At 45.2% G+C, this 24847-nt stretch carries 20 protein-coding genes; 6 read left to right on the forward strand and 14 right to left on the reverse strand.

The features are described from left to right. Window positions 1-23 precede the first annotated feature (23 nt). The 3 genes from ACOJRU_RS15830 to ACOJRU_RS15840 all read left to right on the forward strand — a co-directional run bounded on the left by ACOJRU_RS15830 (window position 24) and on the right by ACOJRU_RS15840 (window position 2713). Complete coding sequence (locus tag ACOJRU_RS15830) at window positions 24-704, forward strand: Fe2+-dependent dioxygenase (RefSeq protein WP_421132687.1); 681 nt, start codon at window positions 24-26, stop codon at window positions 702-704. Window positions 705-827: 123 nt separating this feature from the next. Continuing rightward, window positions 828-1511, forward strand: a complete 684-nt coding sequence (locus ACOJRU_RS15835; protein WP_421132688.1) for a methylamine utilization protein — start codon at window positions 828-830, stop codon at window positions 1509-1511. After that, entirely contained in the window at window positions 1511-2713 is a 1203-nt protein-coding gene (locus ACOJRU_RS15840; RefSeq protein ID WP_421132689.1) for a hypothetical protein, read from the forward strand. The genes ACOJRU_RS15835 and ACOJRU_RS15840 overlap by 1 nt, the downstream gene beginning before the upstream one ends. Here the strand turns inward: ACOJRU_RS15840 and ACOJRU_RS15845 are convergent. From ACOJRU_RS15845 to ACOJRU_RS15855, 3 genes are all read right to left on the reverse strand, one after another. Beyond that, the gene (locus ACOJRU_RS15845; RefSeq protein ID WP_421132690.1) at window positions 2703-3824 is read right to left on the reverse strand and encodes a TonB family protein; all 1122 of its coding nucleotides are present in this window, start codon (window positions 3822-3824) and stop codon (window positions 2703-2705) included. The two genes, ACOJRU_RS15840 and ACOJRU_RS15845, sit on opposite strands and share 11 nt — an antisense overlap. A gap of 99 nt (window positions 3825-3923) precedes the next feature. Continuing rightward, window positions 3924-5006, reverse strand: coding sequence for a CNNM domain-containing protein (locus ACOJRU_RS15850; protein WP_421132691.1), 1083 nt, complete (start codon window positions 5004-5006; stop codon window positions 3924-3926). A 131-nt stretch (window positions 5007-5137) separates the two neighbouring features. Next, window positions 5138-6310: an SO_0444 family Cu/Zn efflux transporter gene (locus tag ACOJRU_RS15855; protein ID WP_421132692.1), complete on the reverse strand. Its 1173-nt coding sequence runs from the start codon at window positions 6308-6310 to the stop codon at window positions 5138-5140. Between the two features lie 303 nt (window positions 6311-6613). Here ACOJRU_RS15855 and ACOJRU_RS15860 point away from each other — a divergent pair, with 303 nt between their 5' ends. After that, complete coding sequence (locus ACOJRU_RS15860) at window positions 6614-7132, forward strand: hypothetical protein (protein WP_421132693.1); 519 nt, start codon at window positions 6614-6616, stop codon at window positions 7130-7132. 45 nt (window positions 7133-7177) lie between these two features. Here ACOJRU_RS15860 and ACOJRU_RS15865 read toward each other — a convergent pair whose 3' ends face one another. From ACOJRU_RS15865 to rplK, 11 genes are all read right to left on the reverse strand, one after another. After that, window positions 7178-8176 (reverse strand): alpha/beta hydrolase fold domain-containing protein, encoded by a 999-nt coding sequence (locus tag ACOJRU_RS15865; RefSeq protein ID WP_421132694.1) that lies wholly within the window; start codon window positions 8174-8176, stop codon window positions 7178-7180. A gap of 233 nt (window positions 8177-8409) precedes the next feature. After that, entirely contained in the window at window positions 8410-9591 is a 1182-nt protein-coding gene (gene tuf / locus ACOJRU_RS15870) for an elongation factor Tu (protein ID WP_013782545.1), read from the reverse strand. A 63-nt stretch (window positions 9592-9654) separates the two neighbouring features. Next, window positions 9655-11757, reverse strand: coding sequence for an elongation factor G (gene fusA / locus ACOJRU_RS15875; protein WP_421132695.1), 2103 nt, complete (start codon window positions 11755-11757; stop codon window positions 9655-9657). Between the two features lie 27 nt (window positions 11758-11784). Next, the gene (gene rpsG, locus ACOJRU_RS15880; RefSeq protein ID WP_265617966.1) at window positions 11785-12255 is read right to left on the reverse strand and encodes a 30S ribosomal protein S7; all 471 of its coding nucleotides are present in this window, start codon (window positions 12253-12255) and stop codon (window positions 11785-11787) included. Between the two features lie 75 nt (window positions 12256-12330). Next, complete coding sequence (rpsL, locus tag ACOJRU_RS15885) at window positions 12331-12705, reverse strand: 30S ribosomal protein S12 (RefSeq protein WP_032097755.1); 375 nt, start codon at window positions 12703-12705, stop codon at window positions 12331-12333. Between the two features lie 310 nt (window positions 12706-13015). Further along, window positions 13016-17188: a DNA-directed RNA polymerase subunit beta' gene (rpoC, locus tag ACOJRU_RS15890; protein WP_421132696.1), complete on the reverse strand. Its 4173-nt coding sequence runs from the start codon at window positions 17186-17188 to the stop codon at window positions 13016-13018. An 81-nt stretch (window positions 17189-17269) separates the two neighbouring features. Beyond that, window positions 17270-21298: a DNA-directed RNA polymerase subunit beta gene (rpoB, locus tag ACOJRU_RS15895; protein ID WP_421132697.1), complete on the reverse strand. Its 4029-nt coding sequence runs from the start codon at window positions 21296-21298 to the stop codon at window positions 17270-17272. 325 nt (window positions 21299-21623) lie between these two features. Further along, window positions 21624-21998, reverse strand: a complete 375-nt coding sequence (rplL, locus tag ACOJRU_RS15900; RefSeq protein WP_421132698.1) for a 50S ribosomal protein L7/L12 — start codon at window positions 21996-21998, stop codon at window positions 21624-21626. 57 nt (window positions 21999-22055) lie between these two features. Next, on the reverse strand, window positions 22056-22574 hold the full coding sequence (gene rplJ / locus ACOJRU_RS15905; RefSeq protein WP_421132699.1) for a 50S ribosomal protein L10: 519 nt from the start codon (window positions 22572-22574) through the stop codon (window positions 22056-22058). A 302-nt stretch (window positions 22575-22876) separates the two neighbouring features. Next, window positions 22877-23572 carry a 50S ribosomal protein L1 gene (gene rplA / locus ACOJRU_RS15910; protein ID WP_421132700.1) on the reverse strand — a complete coding sequence of 232 codons (696 nt, stop codon included), beginning with the start codon at window positions 23570-23572 and terminating at the stop codon, window positions 22877-22879. A gap of 4 nt (window positions 23573-23576) precedes the next feature. Next, window positions 23577-24005 carry a 50S ribosomal protein L11 gene (rplK, locus tag ACOJRU_RS15915; protein ID WP_421132701.1) on the reverse strand — a complete coding sequence of 143 codons (429 nt, stop codon included), beginning with the start codon at window positions 24003-24005 and terminating at the stop codon, window positions 23577-23579. Window positions 24006-24237: 232 nt separating this feature from the next. Between rplK and ACOJRU_RS15920 the strand changes: the two genes are divergently transcribed. Then, window positions 24238-24453 carry a hypothetical protein gene (locus ACOJRU_RS15920; protein WP_015068307.1) on the forward strand — a complete coding sequence of 72 codons (216 nt, stop codon included), beginning with the start codon at window positions 24238-24240 and terminating at the stop codon, window positions 24451-24453. After that, a complete protein-coding gene (locus ACOJRU_RS15925; RefSeq protein ID WP_198816385.1) occupies window positions 24443-24688 on the forward strand; it encodes a hypothetical protein in 246 nt (81 codons plus the stop codon). The genes ACOJRU_RS15920 and ACOJRU_RS15925 overlap by 11 nt, the downstream gene beginning before the upstream one ends. The last annotated feature ends 159 nt before the right edge of the window (window positions 24689-24847 follow it).

Here is a 24847-nt window from a genome sequence, read left to right on the forward strand (position 1 = left end):
CTTAGCAAAAAGGTACGCTGACTATGATCATTATTGATAATTTACTTTCTGCCGAGCAAGTACGCCAATACCGCTCCCTGCTTGCAACCGTTCCGTTTAACGATGGAAAATCTACCGCTAGTGGAATGGCAGCAGACGTTAAAAATAATGGTCAAGCAGAGGCTGTTCACCCGCAGGTACAGCAGTTAGCGAATGCGCTGCTGTCCACGCTAGGCAATAATAGCCAAGTTGTGTCAGCAGCCTTGCCTCAGCGTATCTTTCCTCCGTGCTTTAACCGTTACAGCGAATCACAGACTTACGGCTATCATGTCGATGCTGCCATTATGCGCATCCCAAATTCCAATGAGGTACTGAGAAGCGACATGTCCATGACCGTTTTTCTGAGCGACAAAGACGATTACGAGGGCGGTGAGCTAGTCATTCAAACAGGGTTTGGTGAGCAACGTATAAAATGTGACGCAGGCAGTGCCATTTTGTATCCCTCATCAAGCCTACATAAGGTGACACCTGTTATAAAGGGGGAGCGTTTAGCCGCCATTACGTGGATACAAAGCATGGTCAGCGACCAACACATTCGCAAAACCTTGTTTGATTTAGATAAGTCTATTCAATCGTTAGTCAACAATGAGCATGTTGAGCGTGCTGAAATTGACCAGCTTCACCATGTTTATCACAATCTCATACGCCAGTTTTCGTCGGTGTAGAAAACGCAATGTGACGCCCAATAACGCCGCTATCTACTCATTATTGAAAGAAAATAGACATTTTCTAGGTCTTTTCTATTAACTTGCGTTACGCTAAATAAAAGAGATGTTAAGGAAGCCTATATGAGATGTTTAACAGCGGCATTAGTGAACATGCTTGTTGTCACCGCCGTTATAATGTCACTGCCAAACGCATTTGCAGATAACCTAGACAATTCAACAGAACAGATCAGTTTCTCTGTTGAGGTTTTTGATGTTAACAACACCCCCGTTAAAGATGCCGTTATCATTTTAACGCCCACCTTTGATGTGCCCGCGCAAGAAAAAAGGGCGCAACCGGCCCAAATGAATCAAGTTGATAAACAATTCGAGCCGCATGTGCTAGTGGTCGAATCTGGAACAGATATCGTTTTTCCCAATGCTGATAACTTGTTCCACCATGTTTATTCATTTTCGCCGACCAAGTCATTCGAGTTAAAACTGTATAAAGAATTCACCTCAGAGCCGCTTCGCTTCGACCAACCGGGTATCGTAGACATCGGGTGCAATATTCATGACTGGATGCTGGGCTTTATCGTCGTGGCTGATTCGCCGTTTTATACGAAAACTACCGCAAAGGGAAACAGCACAATAGCATCATTGCCAAAAGGTACGTATAACGTCAGCTTCTGGCACCCGCTAGCACCACAAGCCGCACCATTTGAAAGTGATACGCTGACCCTTGATGCCACGACAACAATTACCCTGCGATTAAAACAAGCCATCATTAGTGATGACGGCTTCGATGACGGGTTCGGTGATTACTAATGAAAAAGTGTGCGTTTATCACATTGCTAATGGTGGTAAGCGTTAATGCTGTCGCTGAGACGAAAGCACAATTAAGAGTTAGTGCATTATCGAACAACACGCCAAGTTTTCAAAGTAATGGTATTAGCCACCAGCGTTTTGATGGTGAGCACTTCGCGCTTTCACAAGCCGTCATTGATACGTCGCTTTTGATAGGCACTAACTGGCACGTTAATGCGGTAGCCAACGCCTACAGCGACGGTGAGCAACAGCTTGGCATTAGCCAGCTCTACCTTAAATATCGCCCGCTGGTTGCTTCAACGGTAAAACCAGAAATAAAAGTAGGGGCCTTCTACCCCGCTCTTTCCGCAGAAAATACCGCATTGGGCTGGTTGTCGCCCCATTTCTTATCAAACTCTGCCATAAACAGTTGGATAGGCGAGGAATTAAGAGTAGGAGGAGTTGAAGCCAGTATTCGCCAAAATGGCCGGCAAGTGAATAGCCCCTGGTCATGGAAGCTACTAGGCAGTGTATTTAAAGGCAACGATACAACCGGGACACTTATTGCGTGGCGTGGCTTTGCGCTTCATGACAGGCAATCGCTCTATAACGAGAGAGTAAATTTTTTGCCTATTCCTTGGGTGGTGTCAGAAGAGGGTTTTAATGCGCCAGCCTGGACCGAACCGTTTAGAGAGATAGATAAGCGCTTTGGCTACTATATTGGCGCCCATGCGGCTTATAAAAGGCAATATGAAGTTAAATATTACTTTTACGATAACCGCGCCGACCCAAAGGTTTTAGATTCCGATCGACTCTATGCTTGGCGAACACGCTTCCACTCGTTCACCTTTAAGCATCAAGCATCGACCAACATCACGGTGTTTGCTCAAGCGATGGCCGGAAATACCATTATGGGCGAGAACATTGTTAATAACGACTTTTACAGTGCGTTCTTGGCAACCGCGTATAGCGTAGGACCGTTTACGCATTCAGCCAGGGTAGATTGGTACCATGTTATAGATAAAGATGACCAACCCAATGACCCCAATGCAAGCCAAGGACAAGCGATTACGCTCAACACGACGTATCAGATTAATGATTATGCTTCTGTGTCTGGCGAATGGCAGTGGAACAACGGTAGGCAAGCGAATTTAGCCTTTTTCCAGCCTACCGAAACGTTTAGCGAAAATATTATTCAGCTAGCACTTACGCTTAGGTATTAGCATCTACGCTTGCTACCTCGACCAAATTAAACGACGCATTTTCACGGCCTTTAACCAACACTCGGCACTGCCCCCACGATTCAGGGATACGCCAAATATGTTCTTCAGCAACGGTAAATTTTTCTCTGTGTGTGTTACACCGCACCTCTACTGTGTCGATATCATCGTTAATATCGACAAACGCAAAGTTGTTTCTTACCAGTGTATGGAAAGCATGTCCGTTCTCACCGATCTGCATAGACACTTGAATGTTATCTTTCGAGTCGATGTGCGAAGTAAGTTGTTCAGCGTAACTAGAAAGCTGAGCGACACGCTCCTCTTGTCCGGCGTAGGCTTTTAGTTCATCAACGGCTTGCAAGGCTTCTGAGTAGTAACCAAAGTTTGCATTTAAAATGAATAAGCGTTGATACATATACGCCATATATTCATCGTTGAAAGAAGCGCTCCCTTCTTTATGCGTTTTGCTTGAGGCAATCGTTCGGTATAAGCTTTGAAGCTCGCGTCTAGGTTGGTCTAATTCATTGGCCAAACGAGCATCTAAACTATATAACCATGCGTTTTCATAGCGGTTCGCTTCAGTCTTTTCATGAAGTTCACCAAGCGCTAACGTAGCCGCTTCCAGCTCGCCGTTATTAATGAGCGCATCAATCTTTTTATAGCGCTTAATAAACGTTCGTCTTGCGCCTGGTTTTTGATCTAATACGAAATCAAACTGAACACGCTGCTCGCATTGTTGGGTTGGCTGTCCATCTTTCATGGCAGGGTTGAACGTCCAGCGTTCCAGAGCACTAACCGCTTTTGTAACAAAGCGTCGATCACCACCAAAGTCGTCAACAATCGGGTCTTTCACCTTGCCAGTTTCGTCAATCACATAACTCATTCTCACCCAGCCTTCCTTTCCGCTTTTAGCGGCAGCTCTGGGGTATTCGGGGTTAACGCGTTTGATGGTTTCAGCGGGGGTAAAGGCGGTTATTTGCTTAACCTGTTCTGGGGCCGCCTGTTCTAATACTTGGTTTTCTTTTTCAGTGCAGGGGGCGACATATTCCTGTGGCGCCTGTGCAAACGCGCTAAAAGCGCTACCTAGTGTTATTAACGTAATTACTATTTTCATACTCTCATCCTTAAGTAACAATTCCATTCACATTTTATTGGGGTCTTGCGGCTAGTACAGAGCGTTTTAACACCGCCACACGATTAACGGCAAGTTAGGTTATTTTTTCTCTTTCTGTTCATCAAGCGATGCATCAGGAAGGTTCTTTATCATCATTTTTTCTTTGCGACGCAACATCATTTTTGCAAGCCTTCGCATACTGACTGTCGTATCTTTTTCATCAATAATATCGACACCAAGTAAACGCTCAAGCAAGTCTTCTAAAGTGAGGATACCTTCTAGGCCGCCGTACTCATCGACCACTAAAAGCATATGCACCTGTTTCTTTATAAAGTGGTCAAAGGTGACTGACAATGGCATGGTTCCAAGCACCGTGACCATATCTTTCCCATATTCAGACAATAGCTTATCAGTATTGCCCCTTGCTTGTGCCACAAGCAAATCAGAACGCATGACGTACCCTGTTATATTCTCAGAGTCGTTGTCCTCATAAATAGGAATACGAGAAAACTCGATTTGTGCGTGTTTATGAAAAAAGGCTTCTACTGACAATTGTTCAGAGACTGAAAACATCGCGGTTCGATGGGTAATCGCGTCCTTCACTCGTAATTCATGAAGACTCAACAAACTTTGTAAAAACGCCGCTTCATGGGTAGCAAGTTGGCCTTCTTGCCCTGACAACTCTGCCATTGCGTGAAGTTCATTTCGGCTTAAACCACGCAGAGGGCTGTCTTCTTTGAAACTACGGGTAAGCAGTGCTGACATCGCAACAAAAGGCATAAGAATGATAGACAAGTATTTTAAAAAATACGCAGTCACGGGCGCCAATGCTCGCCAGTAGGTTGCACCTACCGTTTTGGGAATAATTTCTGAAAAGACCAGAATAAGCAGTGTTAACACCGCAGAAATAATACCTAAATACGCTTCACCAAATACGCTTGCTGCCTGGGCTCCGGCTCCTGCGGCGCCCATCGTGTGAGCGATAGTGTTCAATGTTAGAATGGCAGATAACGGGGTATTAATATTATCAGTTTGCTTTCTTAGTAAAGCACCGCTAGGTCTCTTTTCTTTCTCTAGTACCGAGATATAAGCTGACGACACACTGAGGATAACCGCTTCAGCGATAGAGCATAAAAAAGAAAAGCCCAGCGCGATAAACACATATACAACAAGTAAAAACATTAATCCTTCCGATGGTGTGGCAACAAGCCAAAGCATTATTATGCGTTAGAGGGTGTAAGTTACAAGTAACTATCCCTATTTAATTAAAATAACTCACTGAACACATTGTTTACACTGACAAAATGCATGCCTTAATGACAACATGACGCATGAGTGTCACGCGCAGCATTTCGTCTCGCGATAAGCGCTCTTACTCCCAATCTTATCATGAGTGCGGCGAGGGTAAGCGCACTAAGAGCGTAAATCAATTGAATACTGCCGCCGTGCTCATGCATGCTGCTTTGTGTAGTAATAAGGTAGGATAATGAGAATATATCGACAGCATAATTTAACAGGTAGCCAAAACCGATACTGGCAGAAATAACGCTAAATAAATAAAGCAACAGCGTTTTACCGCCCATTTCCTGTCTAATCATTCCCATGGTTGAAATATTGGTTGCGGGGCCAGCCATTAAGAAAACCAATACGGCACCAGGTGAAAGACCCGCCGCGATAAACCCCACCGCCAGCGGCGTAGAGGCAGTGGCACAAATATACATAGGCACGCCAATAACGGCCATAACCAACATCGCCAGCAAACCATCACCCCATTGCGTTAGAAAATCTGTAGGAACGAACGTTTTGATGACGGCGGCTAGGGCAAGGCCAATCAACAGCCAAACGACAATATCACTTAATAGCTTGCCACTTGCATACGAAAGTACGTTTGATACCTTTAAGACAAGAGAGGAGCTCTTATTACTCGGGCTGTTGTTTGCGTTATTGGTCGCATCACTGTGCTCATGTTGCTGCCCTTCTGTGCCACAACACGTTGACGGCGCAACGGGCGTTGGCTTTTCGCAACACGATGCGTTCTCTTGTAAACGAGTGCCTTGGTTGTGCACCGCTTTTTCTTCGTCAAACCATTTCACCATCAACCCGGCATATATGGCACTCATTATCGCTGCGACAGGCCTGACAACGGCAAACAAAGGGCCAAGTAATGCGTAGGATACTGAAACGCTATCCACTCCCGTTTCAGGGGTAGAGACAAGAAATGAAATAGTGGACGGTTTAGATGCACCACTTCTTCGTAAACCCAACGCGGCGGGTATAACACCGCATGAGCATAGCGGTAAGGGGGCACCGATTATTGCCGCTTTTGCAATTGCGCCCGTTGAGTTGTTCCCCATGTGTTTTTCTAACAGCGAGACAGGGACGAGTTCGTGCATTATTCCTGCCACCAACAACCCAAGCAGTAACCAAGGCGCGGACTCCATGAAGAGCGCGAGAAAATTTTGACCCAGTAAAATGATGTCAGTCATAAATGCGGCACCTAGTGACAATGATGGTTAGTTACTCAACCAAGAGTGTATCAAAATAGTAGAACAACTGTGAATTAGACCACACAAATTCTGCGTATCACGTGTAACGACGACACGCCATCGAGTGCCTTGGTGACCGCGTGAAGACGTAAATTGTGCAGTAAAGGTGGCATCACTTATCAGTATCTCTGTGCCTATCCCTGTTATTCGACAATGATTACGAGATCTTTACACGCCTGACTCTTTAAATAAGATGCATTCTCGTTTATAACGTACATCACACATATTAACCAAGATAACTTCATGGCATCACCAAAACTTCATATGGCAATTCGTAAATACCACCGCTGGCTAGGTTTTTTCCTTGCTGGCATTATGGGGGTATATGCAACAAGTGGTATTCTTCTCATCTTTCGTCCCACCGACTTTTTAAAGTTCGAACAAACTCAGATTAGTCAATTAACGCCTGGATTAACGGTTGAAACATTACCGTCAGAACTGCGAGTAAAAGGGCTCAAAATTGCTAGCGAAAACGACTCGACTATTGTGCTCAATATGGGCGAGTATGATAAGAATACAGGCAGTGCGACAATAACGAAAAAAGACTACCCCATTGTGTTGTCTAAAATGGTGAAATTACACAAGGCAACAAACAACAGTCCCTTGTTCTTTTTGAATATCGCATTTGGTGTAGGGTTATTGTTTTTCGTCATATCTGCATTTCTCATGTTTATACCTAAACTCCCCATGTATAAAAATGGCCTCAAAATAGCCGGAGCCGGAGCCATAGTCACTGTGCTGGTCGTAATCTTTGGTTCATAACCCTTTTTATTTAAGGCGCTCACCACTGGGTTGGCGCCTCATCTTCTATGCCCCTAGGCACGCTATGAAAAATTGCTTAATTTCCGCGTAGCTTGAGCATGATTCGGGCGTATCATGCGCCACGAGATAGTCTGCATGAGATAACCCCTCATAAATATCTAACGTGGTTCTTATCCCTGCGTTACGAAGTTGCCGATTCACTCTTACCGTATCACTGAGAAACATGTCACGGGTTCCGGATAGTAGAAATGTTGGCGGAAACTCCTCAAACGCGCCGTATAAGGGCGAAATACCCGGGTGATCTAACGCCATTTTCCCAGCATAAAGCTTAGCAGCCGCCTCTAGTATTCCGTCATAAGTTACTAAAACGCGATCGATACCTTCGTTAGTGTAAAGCGTGTCGCCGGTTTTGGTTAAATCAGCCCATGGCGTGCCTACATAAATTGCTGCAGGACGAGGAAGCGCTTCGCTCACTAAACGCTGAACCAATACAAGGACTAAACTGGCACCCGCTGAAGTACCGCCTAACAATATCCGTTTGGCAGAATAAGTGTTTAACAACGCCATGTAGACGCTAAATATATCGTCACTTGGCGCAGGGAACGGCGCCAACGGCGGCATCCGATAATCGATACAAATCACCTTGATGCCTAACCGAGCCGCAATAAGTATCCCCTCTTCAATGCTGGGTAAGCCTTTGAAAAAAACAAATGCGCCGCCATGGACGTCAATGTACACATGGTCTTTAAATTCAGGCGAAATATGTTCAGGCGTGACCACTCGAACCGTTACGCCATTAATTATTTCTTTAGATACCGTGACAGCAAATGCCTTTCGCATGTTCTTTATTTTCTTTTTCTGTTCGGCATTGGTTTTTTGAATGAGGTCAAGCCATTCATGATAAGTACCAGGCGTTGCGGTATTAACACTTTGCACCGTGGGCGTAGGGCGTGAGGACAGGGCCTTTTTCATCGCGTCGCTTACGGCCATAGACGCGGGATTCCTGCGATTAACATTTGTTTTAGTATGGTGTTGTGAGGACATTAGCTAACTCCTGAACACTACGAATGTGTTTAGCGCAGTGAAAAAGGCACTGATTATCGTAAGTGTGAATTTATCGTTTAATCAACGCACCGAGGATACACCCATGAAGTTATACAATACATGTTTACAATGACGGGAAAAAATTAAATAACGGCAGGCAGTACGGCAAATAAGACAGATACAAAAAAGGCGCTCTATTGAGCGCCTTTTCTTAATGCTTTGGTTTGCTTAGATTAAAGAATCTTAGCTACAACACCAGCACCTACAGTACGGCCACCTTCACGGATAGCGAAGCGTAAACCTTCGTCCATCGCGATTGGTGCAATAAGCTCTACTACGAACTTAAGGTTGTCACCAGGCATTACCATCTCTACGCCTTCTGGAAGCTCTACAGCACCAGTTACGTCAGTTGTACGGAAGTAGAACTGTGGACGATAGCCTTTGAAGAATGGAGTATGACGGCCACCTTCGTCTTTGCTTAGTACGTATACTTCAGCTTCGAATTTAGTGTGTGGGTTGATTGAACCAGGCTTAGCTAGTACTTGACCACGTTCAACGTCTTCACGCTTAGTACCACGTAGAAGAACACCAACGTTCTCACCAGCGCGACCTTCGTCAAGAAGTTTACGGAACATTTCAACACCAGTACAAGTCGTCTTAGTTGTATCTTTGATACCAACGATTTCTACTTCTTCACCTACTTTAACGATACCTTGCTCTACACGACCCGTTACTACTGTACCACGGCCTGAGATTGAGAATACGTCTTCGATTGGAAGAATGAACGGCTTATCGATTGCACGCTCTGGCTCTGGGATATATGAATCAAGCGCTTCACCAAGCTCGATGATTTTCTTTTCCCATTCTGCGTCGCCTTCAAGGGCTTTAAGTGCAGAACCTTGGATAACTGGAAGGTCATCACCTGGGAATTCATATTCGCTAAGAAGTTCACGAACTTCCATTTCTACTAGCTCTAGAAGCTCTTCATCATCTACCATGTCACACTTGTTCATGAATACGATGATGTAAGGTACGCCAACCTGACGACCAAGTAGGATGTGCTCACGAGTCTGAGGCATAGGGCCGTCAGTCGCAGCTACTACTAGGATCGCGCCGTCCATCTGTGCAGCACCGGTGATCATGTTTTTAACGTAATCAGCGTGTCCTGGGCAGTCTACGTGAGCGTAGTGACGAGTAGGTGTGTCATACTCTACGTGAGATGTAGAGATGGTGATACCACGAGCTTTCTCTTCAGGCGCGTTATCGATTTGATCGAATGCCTGAGCTGAACCACCATATGTCTTTGAAAGAACAGTAGTGATTGCTGCAGTAAGGGTAGTTTTACCGTGGTCAACGTGGCCGATAGTACCCACGTTTACATGGGGTTTCGTACGTTCAAACTTTTCTTTTGCCATTTTTCTCGTTTCCTAAGTTAAAAGTCCGACCCACACATAGACCGGACCGAACCTTCATTTAGATTAAATTCTAGATTCAATAATAGCCTGCGCCACATTTTTCGGCGCCTCAGAATAATTGAAGAACTCCATTGAGTATGATGCGCGGCCCTGCGTTTGAGAACGCAAGTCGGTAGCATACCCGAACATTTCTGAAAGCGGCACCTTAGCACGTATTATTTTAATACCTGCTACGCCCTCTTCCATACCTTCGATCATGCCACGGCGACGATTAATGTCACCAACAACATCACCCATCCAGTCTTCTGGAGTAGTCACTTCAACTTTCATTGTGGGTTCAAGTAACACCGGATTTGCTTCTGCGGCGCCTTTTTTGAAACCCATAGAGCCGGCGATCTTAAACGCCATTTCAGAAGAGTCAACATCATGGTATGAACCATCGAACAACGTAACCTTTACATCAAGTACCGGATACCCTGCCACGACACCACTTTGCAACTGCTCCTGAATTCCTTTATCAACCGCTGGTATGTACTCTTTTGGTACCACACCACCGACGATTTCATTCACAAATTCGTAGCCATCGCCCTCTGCCTGAGGTTCGATGCGTAACCAAACGTGACCAAATTGACCTCGGCCGCCTGATTGACGAATAAATTTACCCTCTACCTCAACGGTTTTACGAAGGGTTTCACGATAGGCGACCTGAGGGTTACCCACGTTACATTCAACTTTAAACTCGCGCTTCATACGGTCGACGATAATGTCTAAATGAAGCTCACCCATACCAGAAATAATCGTCTGGCCGGTTTCATCGTCTGTTTTTACCTTGAAAGAAGGATCTTCAGCAGCAAGTTTACTTAACGCTAATCCCATCTTTTCTTGGTCAGCTTGTGACCTTGGCTCTACCGCTATCGAGATAACTGGCTCTGGAAACTCCATGCGCTCAAGCGTAATAATGTGATTAGGATCGCATAATGTATCACCTGTTGTCACATCTTTGAGCCCAATTGCTGCGGCTATATCGCCCGCACGGACTTCTTTTAATTCTTCTCGGTCTTTTGCATGCATTTGCACGATACGACCAAAGCGCTCACGTTTACCTTTTACAGGGTTATAGACCGTGTCGCCTGTATTAACAATACCCGAATAACAGCGGAAGAACGTAAGCGTCCCCACAAATGGGTCAGTTGCAATTTTAAATGCTAGTGCAGAGAAAGGCTCGTCATCGCTCGACTTACGAACCGCTTCCGTCTCATTCTTATCATCAAGGACACCGGTAATCGCTTTTACTTCGGTCGGTGCCGGTAAAAACTCTACAACAGCGTCTAGTACTGCCTGAACACCTTTGTTTTTGAAGGCGCTGCCACAAGTGGCAAGAACAATTTCGTTGTTCAGGGTACGAGTACGAAGACCAGAACGGATTTCTTCCTCAGAAAGCGCTTCGCCTTCTAAATACTTATCCATCAGCTCATCAGATGCTTCAGCCGCGGCTTCAATCATCTCTGTACGATACTTCTCTGCATTTTCTAAATATTCGGCTGGGATGTCTTCATAGGTAAATGTCATACCCATGTCGCTTTCATTCCAGTTTATGGCCTTCATCTTTATAAGATCGATGACACCATGAAATTCTTCTTCAGCGCCCATGTTTATCTGAATAGGAACACAGTTAGCACCTAAACGTTTGCGAATTTGACCCACAACACGTTCAAAATCAGCGCCAGCCCGGTCCATCTTATTGACGAACACAAGGCGTGGCACTTCATACTTATCAGCCTGTCTCCAGACTGTTTCTGATTGAGGTTCTACCCCAGAAGACCCACAAAATACAACCACCGCGCCATCAAGTACACGTAATGAACGCTCTACTTCAATAGTAAAGTCTACGTGTCCTGGTGTATCGATAATGTTGATTCTGTGTTGATCATACTGTTGCTGCATACCAGACCAAAAGCAAGTAGTCGCAGCAGACGTGATAGTGATACCACGTTCCTGCTCCTGCTCCATCCAATCCATGGTAGCTGCACCATCATGCACTTCACCGATTTTATGAGACAGTCCTGTATAAAACAGAACACGCTCTGTAGTCGTGGTTTTACCCGCGTCCACATGCGCCACAATACCAATGTTACGGTAACGCTCAATCGAGGTCTTACGAGGCATACATCTCTCTCAGTTATATTACGTTTATTACCAACGGTAATGAGCAAACGCTTTGTTTGCTTCGGCCATACGGTGAACGTCTTCACGTTTCTTAACCGCTGAACCTTTATTTTCTGCAGCATCTAACATTTCAGCAGCCAGGCGTTGAGCCATTGACTTTTCGCCACGTTTACGAGCAGCATCTACCATCCAACGCATACCCAGTGCATTACGACGAACTGGACGTACTTCTACTGGTACTTGATAAGTTGAACCACCAACACGACGAGATTTAACCTCTACCGTTGGGCGGATGTTATCAAGAGCTTCTTCGAATACATCTAGGTGTGCTTTGCCGGTTTTTTCAGCAACAATTTCTAGCGCACCGTAAACGATTTTTTCAGCGACTGACTTTTTGCCGTCGAGCATTACGACATTCATGAATTTAGCAAGCAGTTGTGAACCAAATTTTGGCTCTGGTAGGATTTTACGTTGACCTACGACTCTTCTTCTTGGCATTTTCTCTTCTCCGTATGAATTCAGGGAATACCCAAAACTCTTAAACTTCAGTTTGGCCTTACTAACGGAGAACCGTTAAGACTTAGGCCTTTTCGCGCCGTACTTAGAACGGGCTTGTCTACGATCGTTTACGCCAGCACAATCGAGTGTACCGCGTACTGTGTGATAACGAACACCTGGTAAGTCTTTAACACGACCACCACGGATAAGTACTACACTGTGCTCTTGTAAGTTGTGACCTTCACCACCGATGTATGAAGAAACTTCAAAACCGTTAGTTAGACGTACACGACATACTTTACGTAGTGCAGAGTTTGGTTTCTTTGGCGTAGTAGTATATACACGAGTACATACACCACGTCTTTGTGGACAAGCTTGCAGTGCAGCTACGTTGCTTTTTTCAACGGGCTTTCTGCGTGGCTTTCGCACTAACTGGTTAACTGTTGCCATTAACTAGCTCCTGATTAAAAACTACGAAAACCCAATCACTATGATTGGGTCCATATAAATGCGACGTTTCTATTCGTCGCCCATGTTGTGTTAATACTGTGCTCGTCAGTATTAACTGAGCGCTGATACAAAAAACCGCGACCGTTCTTTAATGCCTTTTAAAGGCCATCAAAAATCGGGTCGCGGAATATTAATGATCATCGCCCTGACTGTCAAGCTGTACAAAGACTAAGCACACAATATTTATGCTCGCTGTCAGCTTAACCTGCCAATATGTTAGGAGTACGTTAACGTACTCCTTGATCATGTCTTACTCTGACGAACCGTCGTCTGCACCAGCATTAAGCGCTTCGGTTAGTGCCTGCTCTGCATCTGCTGCAGATACTGACATTTCTTCGATTTGCTCTTTGCGTATTTGTGCACGGCGTTCGTGGTAAGCGAAACCGGTACCTGCAGGGATTAGACGCCCTACGATAACGTTCTCTTTCAGACCACGAAGGTCATCTTCTTTACCTTGAACTGCTGCTTCGGTAAGTACACGTGTTGTTTCTTGGAACGATGCCGCAGAAATAAACGATTCCGTTGAAAGTGACGCTTTGGTGATACCAAGCAGTTGAGTTTCATACTGCGCTGGGATCTTACCGTGTTTTTCAACTTCACGGTTCGTTACTTTAACGTTCGATACTTCTACTTGTTCGCCTTCTAGGAACCTAGTGTCACCAGACTGTGTAATTATACACTTACGTAGCATCTGACGAATAACCACTTCAATGTGCTTATCGTTAATTTTTACGCCCTGAAGACGGTAAACTTCCTGAACTTCGTTCACGATATAGTTTGCTACCGCAGAGATACCGCGTAAACGTAGAATGTCGTGTGGAGACTCTGGACCATCAGCGATAACTTCGCCTTTTTCCACTTTCTCACCTTCAAACACGTTTAGCTGACGCCATTTCGGAATCATCTCTTCGTATGCATCACCCTCAGGTGGGGTAATCACAAGACGCTTCTTACCTTTAGTCTCTTTACCAAAACCAATGGTACCTGAAACTTCAGCAAGAATAGCTGGCTCTTTCGGCTTACGTGCTTCGAACAAGTCGGCTACGCGAGGTAGACCACCCGTGATGTCACGTGTCTTCGAGCTTTCTTGAGGTATACGTGCTAACACGTCACCTTCGTTAGCCACTTTGCCTTCTTTCGCTTCGATGGTCGTAAAGCTTGGAAGACGAATCTCTTGTAACCCATGCTCATCACTTTCAAGGATAAGCTTCGGCTCTTTAGAGTTACTCTTCGCAAGGTCTTTAACAACGATACGCGTAAGACCAGTTAACTCGTCTTGCTGCATTTCAGTGTTAGAGTCGTCGATGTCAGCGAAGCTAATCTTAGCTGCGCGTTCAGTAACGATTGGGTGACTATGCGGATCCCAGTTAGCAACAACGTCGCCAGAGGTAATCTTCGCCGCGTCATCCACGCTAAGTACAGCACCGTAAGGCACTTTATAGCGCTCTTTCTCACGGCCTTGCTCATCGATAACAGTAAGCTCTGTTGAACGTGAAACAACCACCAACTTGCCGTCTGAATTACGAACAGTCTTAGAGTTGTGAAGCTTAAGGCTACCAGCAGTTTTAACTTGTACGCTATTTTCTGCTGATGCTCTTGATGCCGCACCACCAATGTGGAACGTACGCATCGTAAGCTGTGTACCCGGCTCACCGATTGACTGAGCTGCGATAACACCTACAGACTCACCGCTACCAACCATGTGTCCGCGTGCTAGGTCACGACCGTAACAGTTGGCACATACACCAAAGTCGTTGTCACACGTGATAACCGAGCGAACTTCAATTTGGTCAACTGAGTTAGCTTCAAGCATGTCTACTAGCGCTTCGTCTAGCAGTACATTACGTTCAACCAATACTTCTGTTGATCCTGGCTTGATAACGTCTTCTGCAACTACACGACCTAGTACACGTTCGCGAAGTGGTTCTACAACATCACCACCTTCGATAAGCGGTGTCATTGTTACACCTTCAAACGTGCCACAGTCATCATTGGTAATAACCAAATCCTGTGCAACATCTACAAGACGACGAGTCAGGTAACCCGAGTTCGCTGTCTTAAGTGCGGTATCGGCAAGACCTTTACGTGCACCGTGAGTAGAGATGAAGTACTGAAGAACGTTTAGACCTTCACGGAAGTTAGCTGTAATTGGCGTTTCTATGATTGAGCCATCTGGCTTAGCCATCAGACCACGCATACCCGCTAACTGACGAATCTGAGCGGCACTACCACGAGCACCCGAGTCAGCCATCATATAAACAGAGTTAAATGATGTTTGCTCTTCTTCTTCGCCATCGCGATTAATTACGATATCAGTCTTAAGGTTATCCATCATGGCCTTAGCAACTTTTTCGTTGGCATTTGACCAGATATCGATAACTTTGTTGTAACGCTCACCCGCGGTAACAAGACCGTTTTGGAACTGTTCCTGAATTTCAATAACTTCGGCTTCCGCAGCGTCGATAATATCTTTCTTCGCAGCAGGGATAACCATATCGTCGATACCAACAGACGCACCCGCAATCATTGCGTAGTGGAAACCGGTATACATGATTTGGTCAGCAGCAATTACTGTATCTTTCAAACCTAGCGTACGGTAACAAGCATTCAATAGTTTTGAAATTTGCTTTTTGCCCATTGCTTGGTTGATGATTTCAAACGGCAGACCCTTTGGAAGAATCAATGAGAAAATCGCACGACCAACAGTCGTATCCGTCAGTGTTACTTTCTCAGTTTTGTTGCCATCTTCATCAATGTCATATTCAGTAATACGTACTTTAACGCGAGAATGAAGCTCAGCATTGCCTGTACGGTATGCTTTTTCTGCTTCGTTCGGGCTGGTAAATACCATGCCTTCGCCTAAGCCGTTTACTTTGTCACGCGTTAGGTAATAAAGACCTAATACAACGTCCTGTGAAGGTACGATGATTGGCTCACCGTTCGCGGGTGACAGAATGTTGTTTGTTGACATCATTAACGCACGTGCTTCTAGCTGTGCTTCGATTGTCAACGGAACGTGTACCGCCATTTGGTCACCGTCGAAGTCGGCGTTGTACGCCGCACACACTAGCGGGTGAAGCTGAATCGCTTTACCTTCGATTAGTGTTGGTTCGAACGCTTGGATACCCAAACGGTGAAGTGTAGGAGCACGGTTAAGTAGTACCGGGTGTTCGCGGATAACGTCGTCTAGTACGTCCCATACCTCTGGTGCTTCACGCTCTACAAGCTTCTTAGCTGCTTTAATAGTTGTCGCTAGACCACGACCTTCAAGCTTACCGTAAATAAACGGCTTAAATAGCTCTAGTGCCATCTTCTTAGGAAGACCACACTGGTGTAGACGTAACGTAGGACCAACGGTAATTACAGAACGGCCTGAGTAGTCAACACGCTTACCAAGAAGGTTTTGACGGAAACGACCTTGCTTACCTTTGATCATGTCTGCAAGCGACTTAAGTGGGCGCTTATTAGAACCCGTAATCGCACGACCACGACGACCGTTATCTAGTAACGCATCTACCGCTTCCTGAAGCATACGTTTTTCGTTACGTACGATGATGTCAGGTGCCGCTAGGTCTAAAAGACGCTTAAGACGGTTGTTACGGTTGATAACACGACGATACAAGTCGTTAAGATCAGACGTTGCAAAACGACCGCCATCTAGTGGTACTAGAGGACGTAAATCTGGCGGAAGAACCGGCAGAACCGTCATGATCATCCACTCTGGCTTGTTACCAGACTGCTGGAATGACTCAAGCAACTTAAGACGCTTAGTGATCTTCTTACGTTTGGTTTCTGAATTGATTGACGGAAGTTCTTCACGCATCGCCGCAACATCAGCGTCTACGTCAAGTACCATAAGCAAGTCAAATACTGCTTCAGCACCCATCTTCGCGTCAAACTCATCACCGTGCTCTTCTAGTGCATCAAGGTAATCTTCTTCATTTAGAAGTTGGCTACGCTCAAGCGTAGTCATACCTGGTTCTGTAACCACGTATGATTCAAAATAAAGAACGCGTTCGATGTCACGAAGTGTCATATCAAGCATTAGGCCGATACGAGACGGTAGTGATTTAAGGAACCAAATATGTGCTACTGGACTGGCTAGCTCGATGTGACCCATACGTTCACGACGAACTTTAGTAAGGGTTACTTCAACGCCACATTTTTCACAGATAACACCACGGTGCTTCAAACGCTTGTATTTGCCGCAAAGACATTCATAGTCTTTTACCGGACCAAATATGCGCGCACAAAACAGACCGTCACGCTCAGGCTTGAACGTACGATAGTTAATTGTTTCTGGCTTTTTAACTTCACCAAAAGACCATGAACGAATCATGTCAGGTGAAGAAAGACCAATTCGAATATTATCGAATTCTTCGGTCTTATTTTGTTGCTTTAGAAACTTTAATAAGTCTTTCACATTACTCTCCCAGCGGAGTCAGTCTCTAGAGCCCGGCGCAAGCACCGGGCCATCTCATAACATTACGCAGCGATTGCCGTTTTACTTTTCTTCAAGCTCGATGTTGATACCCAACGAGCGAATTTCTTTAAGTAATACGTTGAAGGATTCTGGCATGCCAGGCTCCATTCTGTGGTCGCCATCGACGATGTTCTTGTACATCTTGGTACGGCCGTTAACGTCATCTGACTTAACAGTAAGCATTTCCTGAAGGGTATATGCAGCACCGTATGCTTCAAGTGCCCATACTTCCATCTCACCGAAGCGCTGACCACCAAACTGTGCTTTACCACCAAGAGGTTGCTGTGTAACAAGGCTGTATGAACCAGTAGAACGCGCGTGCATCTTGTCGTCTACTAAGTGGTTCAGTTTCAGCATGTACATGTAACCAACCGTTACAGGTCGCTCAAATGAGTTACCAGTTCGACCGTCGAACAAAGTAATCTGACCGCTTTCTGGAATATCAGCAAGCTTCAGCATTTCTTTGATTTCAGATTCACGAGCACCGTCGAACACAGGCGTTGCGATAGGTACACCTTTACGCAGGTTCTCTGCAAGGCGCTTCACTTCATGATCAGTGAAACTATCAATGTCAACTTCCTGGTGACTTTCACCTAGCTCATATACTTCTTTCAAGAAGCTACGCAGTTTCTGCATCTCTTCATGTTCTTTAAGCATACGATCTATTTTCACACCAAGACCGTGCGCAGCCATACCCATATGTGTTTCTAGGATCTGACCGATGTTCATACGAGACGGTACACCTAGTGGGTTAAGAACGATGTCTACCGGCGTACCGTTTTCATCGTATGGCATGTCTTCAACAGGCTGGATAGTTGAGATAACACCTTTGTTACCGTGACGTCCGGCCATTTTATCACCTGGCTGGATGTGACGTTTAACCGCTAGGTAAACCTTAACAATCTTAAGAACACCCGGTGCTAAATCATCGCCTTGCGTAATCTTACGACGCTTACCTTCGAACTTCTTATCGAAAGCGGCTTTAATCTCAGCATGCTGTTCAGCAATTTGATCAAGCTCTAGCTGTGCATCTTCATCACTCAATGCAATCTCAAACCACTTTTCACGCGGTACGCTGTCAAGCTTAGCTTGATCAACACCAGCACGAAGCAATCCGTTTTGTGCACGAGCAAAAATACCGTCAGCAAGAATCTCGAACTCATCGGTAAGGTCTTTCTTAACCTGACGAAGTTGCATGTCTTCAATTTCTAGCGCGCGCTTATCTTTCTCAACACCGTCGCGAGTAAAGACTTGAACGTCGATAACCGTACCGTGAACAGAGTTAGGCACACGTAGTGACGTATCTTTTACGTCAGACGCTTTTTCGCCGAAAATAGCTCTTAATAGTTTCTCTTCAGGCGTAAGTTGTGTTTCACCTTTAGGTGTCACTTTACCTACTAGGATATCGCCGCCTTTTACTTCAGCACCGATATATACCACGCCTGATTCGTCAAGCTTACCTAGTGCTGACTCACCAACGTTCGGGATGTCAGAAGAAATTTCTTCTGGCCCAAGCTTGGTATCACGAGCAATACAGCTAAGTTCTTGAATATGAATAGTCGTGAAACGGTCTTCCTGAGCTACACGCTCAGAGATAAGGATTGAATCCTCGAAGTTATAACCGTTCCAAGGCATGAACGCGATACGCATGTTCTGGCCAAGCGCAAGGTCACCAAGGTCTGTTGAAGGACCATCGCCTAGCACGTCACCTGCAACAATCGGGTCGCCAACACTACACGTTGGACGCTGATTGATACACGTGTTTTGGTTTGAACGTGTGTATTTTGTCAAGTTGTAGATGTCGATACCTGCTTCACCTGGAAGCATTTCTTCTTCAGCTACTTTAATAACGATACGGCTAGCGTCGACATAATCAACAACACCACCACGTTTAGCAACTACGGTTACACCCGAGTCTACCGCGATAGTTCTTTCCATACCGGTACCAACAAGCGGCTTATCAGCGCGCAATGTAGGTACTGCTTGACGTTGCATGTTTGCACCCATAAGTGCACGGTTAGCATCATCGTGTTCAAGGAACGGGATAATGCTTGCAGCAATTGAAACGATTTGCTGTGGTGACACGTCCATGTATTTGATGTCTTCTTTTGGCATCAAGGTCGTTTCACCGCGGTGACGACAAGGTATTAGGTCGTCAACAAGCTCACCGGCTTCGGTCAATGCAATATTCGCCTGAGCGATTGCGTATTGGCCTTCTTCGATTGCTGATAGGTAATCAATTTCTTCGCTAACAATACCATCGACAATGCGACGGAATGGCGTTTCAAGGAAACCGAAATCATTGGTACGCGCAAAGCTTGCCAATGAGTTAATAAGACCGATGTTCGGACCTTCCGGTGTTTCGATTGGACACAGACGACCGTAATGGGTCGGGTGTACGTCTCGAACCTCAAAGCCTGCACGTTCACGTGTAAGACCACCCGGGCCTAATGCAGAAATACGACGCTTATGCGTTACTTCTGATAGCGGGTTGTTTTGGTCCATGAACTGAGATAGCTGTGATGAACCGAAGAACTCTTTAACCGCTGCCGAAATAGGCTTAGCGTTAATGAGGTCTTGAGGCATGATGTTGTCAAGGTCACCTAAACTTAGGCGCTCTTTAACCGCACGCTCTACGCGAACTAAACCAACACGGAATTGGTTTTCAGCCATTTCACCAACTGAACGAATACGACGGTTACCAAGGTGATCGATATCATCAACTTCGTCTTTACCATCACGAATCGTAATAAGTTGCTTCATTACCGATACGATGTCTTCTTTAGCCAACGTACCAGAACCAATAAGTTCTTCACGGCCTAAACGACGGTTGAACTTCATACGACCCACAGATGACAAGTCGTAACGCTCTTCAGAGAAGAACAAGTTCTCAAACAATGTTTCTGCTGCGTCTTTTGTTGGTGGCTCACCAGGACGCATCATACGATAAATCTCAACTAGCGCTTCTAGGCGGTTAGTTGAAGAATCAATACGCAATGTATCTGAGATGTAAGAACCGTGGTCTAACTCGTTGATGTAAAGTGTTTCGAACTCTTTGATACCCGCTTGGCTTAACGCCGCTAGGTTCTCAAGCGTAAGTTCGTCATTTGCACTTACAATCACTTCGCCGGTGTCTTCATTTACGTATGTCGCAGAGAATACACGGCCGATAAGGTAATCTGCTGGTACTTCTAATTCCGTCAATCCCGCTTTTTCTAAAGCGCGAGTGTGACGAGCAGAAATACGACGACCAGATTCCACAACAACGTTTCCGTCGCCATCGATGATATCGAATTGAGCAGTTTCACCGCGTAAACGGTCAGGAACTACTTCCATCATCAACTTATCTTTGTCGATACGGATGTTAACTTTTTCGAAGAACGTGTCGAGGATTTCCTCTGACGTCATTTCTAACGCGCGTAAGATAATAGTTGCTGGCAACTTACGACGACGGTCGATACGTACGAACAAGTTATCTTTCGGGTCAAATTCAAAATCTAACCACGAACCACGGTATGGAATAACACGTGCGTTATAAAGCACTTTACCAGACGAGTGAGTTTTGCCTTTATCGTGATCAAAGAATACACCAGGTGAACGGTGTAACTGAGATACGATAACACGCTCTGTTCCGTTGATAACGAACGTACCGTTCTCTGTCATCAATGGAATCTCACCCATGTACACTTCTTGTTCTTTAATATCTTTTACGGTACCTGGGGCTGCGTCTTTGTCGAACAACACTAACCGTAGTTTTACTCTTAACGGAGCAGAGAAAGTTACGCCGCGAATTTGACATTCTTTCACGTCAAAAACTGGCTCTCCCAGGCGATAGCTTACATATTGAAGCTCTGAATTACCTGAGTAACTTTTAATTGGAAAAACGGAACGAAATGCTGCTTCCAAGCCGTATTGAGCATCGGCGTCGATCTCAATGAACTTTTTGAAAGAATCAAGCTGAATTGAAAGAAGATACGGGATTTCCAGTACCTGTGGGCGTTTGCCAAAATCCTTACGGATACGTTTCTTTTCGCTATAAGAGTAAACCATGGGTTCCTCAGCCTGCTGATTTATGACCCAACCTGCTGCTAAATACTTTAAAACGCGTGCGACGGGCTAAGAGCTACGCTTTAAATGACGCATTAAGCAACAAACTTCCACAACCCTATTTCGGGTGATCCAATTAGCATACAACAATTTTTAACCAATTATTAGTTAACTTGTTGGATTTTTATGCTTTTTATTGTTTCACCGATATGCGCATTACGAAATGTAGATAAGGGTAAGATTCTACACACTATACAGCGCAAAAAGGCTGGTGGTTCAAAAAACCACCAGCCTTGCCGTCTCAGGCAAATAATCTAATCAAATTAGATTACTTAACTTCAACTTCAGCACCAGCTTCAGTTAGCTGTGCTTTAAGTTCTTCAGCTTCTTCTTTGCTTACGCCTTCTTTGATAGCTTTAGGAGCAGATTCAACTACTTCTTTAGCTTCTTTAAGACCTAGGCCAGTCGCGCCGCGAACTGCTTTGATAACTGCAACTTTGTTAGCGCCGAATGAAGTCATTACAACGTCAAATTCAGTTTGCTCTTCAACAGCAGCAGCTTCGCCGCCTGCAGCAGGACCAGCAACAGCAACAGCTGCAGCAGATACGTTGAATTTTTCTTCAGCTGCTTCGATAAGCTCAACCAATTCCATAACTGGCATTTCAGCAATCGCGTTTAAAATATCTTCTTTAGTTAGAGCCATGTGGTCTAAACTCCTGGGGTTTTAATGTTAAAAAAATCAATATGCCAAAAACGAAAATTACTTCTCGTCTTTGATCGCCGCCAATACGCGCACAAACTTGCCAGGAACTTCGTTGATTGTTTGAACGAATTTCCCAACTGGTGCTTTGAAGGTTGCAAGTAGTCTTGCAAGTGCTTCGTCGCGAGTAGGAAGTGAAGCAACTGCGTCCAATTTCTCTGGACCAAGTAGACCACTACCAATAGACAACGCTGTTACATTTAGCTTATCGTTTTGCTTCGCAAAGTCTTTGAAAAGACGAGCTGCACCGCCAGGTGCATCAATTGAAAAGCCGTAGATAAGCTGGCCTGTAAGGGCGCTATCTAAGTCTGCAAACTTACTGTCTGCCAACGCACGCTTAGCTAGAGTGTTACGTATAACCTTAAGGTATACGCCTTGCTCACGAGCTTTAACGCGCAGGTCAGTCAGTTCTGCAACTTCCATCCCACGGTATTCAGCAACGGCAACGGATAGAGCGCGAGACGCAACTTCAGAAACTTCTGCTACGATCTCTTTTTTTGCTGCTAAACCTAGTGCCACTGAGTTCACCTCTTTGTATCTGACTTTGTTTACAGTTTCCTGTTCACGCCATCAGGGTTCACAGATTGATATCAACATAATTGATGATACCGCTCTACGGTGTTTGTTTCCCCAGAGAGTCTGAGTCAAACCACCGTCTGCGCAGGTTGTGCTATTAAGCGATATGTTTAATGTGATAGTTCTCTTACCTCTATCACCACATCGCACCTGCGGTCTTGGACGGGAGTGATTAATCAGCACTGCTGTATTGACCACTCCAACCCATTACCTTTACAGAGAAACCGAGTTGCCCCGGTAGGGTATTAAAGACCTACTGAAGCTTTATCTAGAGATACGCCAGCACCCATTGTAGTGCTTAGGCTGATCTTCTGGATGTAAGTACCTTTAGCAGAAGAAGGCTTCGCTTTCTTCAATGCTTCTAGTAATGCTTCAAGGTTCTCTTGAATTTGATTTGCTTCGAACGCGATTTTACCAATGCTAGCATGGATAATACCGTTCTTATCGTTGCGGTAACGAACCTGACCCGCTTTTGCATTTTTAACTGCAGTAGCTACGTCTGGTGTTACAGTCCCTGTTTTAGGGTTAGGCATAAGACCACGTGGGCCTAAGATTTGACCTAGTTGACCAACAACACGCATAGCGTCTGGGCTAGCAACTACAACGTCAAAGTTCATTTCGCCTTTCTTAACTTGCTCAGCTAAGTCGTCCATACCAACGATGTCTGCACCAGCTTCTTTAGCTGCTTCAGCGTTTGCGCCCTGTGTGAACACAGCAACACGAACGTCTTTACCTGTACCGTTTGGAAGTACAGTTGCACCACGAACGTTTTGGTCAGATTTCTTAGCATCAATACCAAGGTTAACGGCAACGTCGATGCTTTCTGCAAACTTAGCAGTTGCTAACTCTTTAAGAAGAGCAACGGCTTCATTAATTTCGTATTCTTTTGTCGCTTCTACTTTCTCACGAACGAGACGAGCGCGTTTTGTTAATTTAGCCATTCGATTAATCCTCTACGTTCAAGCCCATTGAGCGAGCAGAACCCGCGATAGTGCGTACCGCTGCATCTAAGTCAGCAGCAGTTAAGTCTGGCTCTTTAGCGTTAGCAATGTCTTCTAACTGAGCGCGAGTAACTTTACCCACTTTCTCAGTGTTAGGACGGCCAGAACCGCTCTTGATGCCAGCTGCTTTCTTAAGCAAGTAAGACGCAGGAGGAGTTTTGGTTTCGAATGTGAAAGAGCGATCTTCGTATACTGTAATTTCTACAGGTACCGGAGCGCCTTTCTCAAGGCTATCAGTTTTCGCATTGAAAGCCTTACAGAATTCCATGATGTTCACACCATGTTGACCTAGTGCAGGACCAACTGGTGGACTTGGGTTAGCAGCGCCAGCTGCAACCTGAAGCTTGATAATACCGCTTACTTTTTTAGCCATTTTAAATGCTCTCTTGTTTGGGTCTGACGCCTCGCAAATACAGAGAATATTTGCTCAATCGGCTTCCCGTTTCCGTTTAAAAGGGCGCGCATTATATAAGGTGATTAATTACTATGCAAGGGTAATTTAGAATATAAAACCAACTAACGGCCAGTATTTTTTCTTTTTGGAATAGGTCAAAGTTTTTAACGCGTTAACATATAGACGAAACATCAAATTTGGAGAAATATAAATGGAGTTACTCACGCAAGAAGAACTGAGCCAAGTTTCAGGTGGTGATGGCTGGGACGTTGCCTCCGGAGGCTTAACTGGTGGCGGCATTGGAGCGACTGGCGTTGGCTTTGCGGTAGCAGTCGGATTTACTGTGACCTTTCCTGTTGCTGTAGGTGCAATTGCTACAGGCGCTGCCCTAGGAGCTGCTTGGGAGTATTTTACTGATGATGAATAATCCGTTAGTACTCACCGAAGAGCAAATCGACACTGTCTCTGGAGGCAATATTTCACAAGCCGCTTTTGAAGGAGGTTTGGAAGGCGCTGCTACAGGTGCAGGTATAGGTGCTGCACTTGGTGCTTATGCTGGCCCTTTCGGTGCACTATTAGGCGGCCTTATCGGAACTGGTGTCGGTACTATTGTTGGAGCAGCCGATGCAATATCAGATTACAATGAAACGTTGGATGAGTAAGTGAAATTAACACCGTTAGCAAGGCTTTACATGGCATGTGCCATGTTGGGCCTTTTTTCTTTTAGTGCGTTTATTGCAAATAACCACCTATTACTTTTATTCCATCAAGTTTGCATTGGAATTATTTTTTGGGTTCTTTTGCTTAGGCCCAAGCTTAAA

It is taken from the genome of Alteromonas algae (assembly GCF_049117195.1).
GTDB lineage: Bacteria > Pseudomonadota > Gammaproteobacteria > Enterobacterales > Alteromonadaceae > Alteromonas.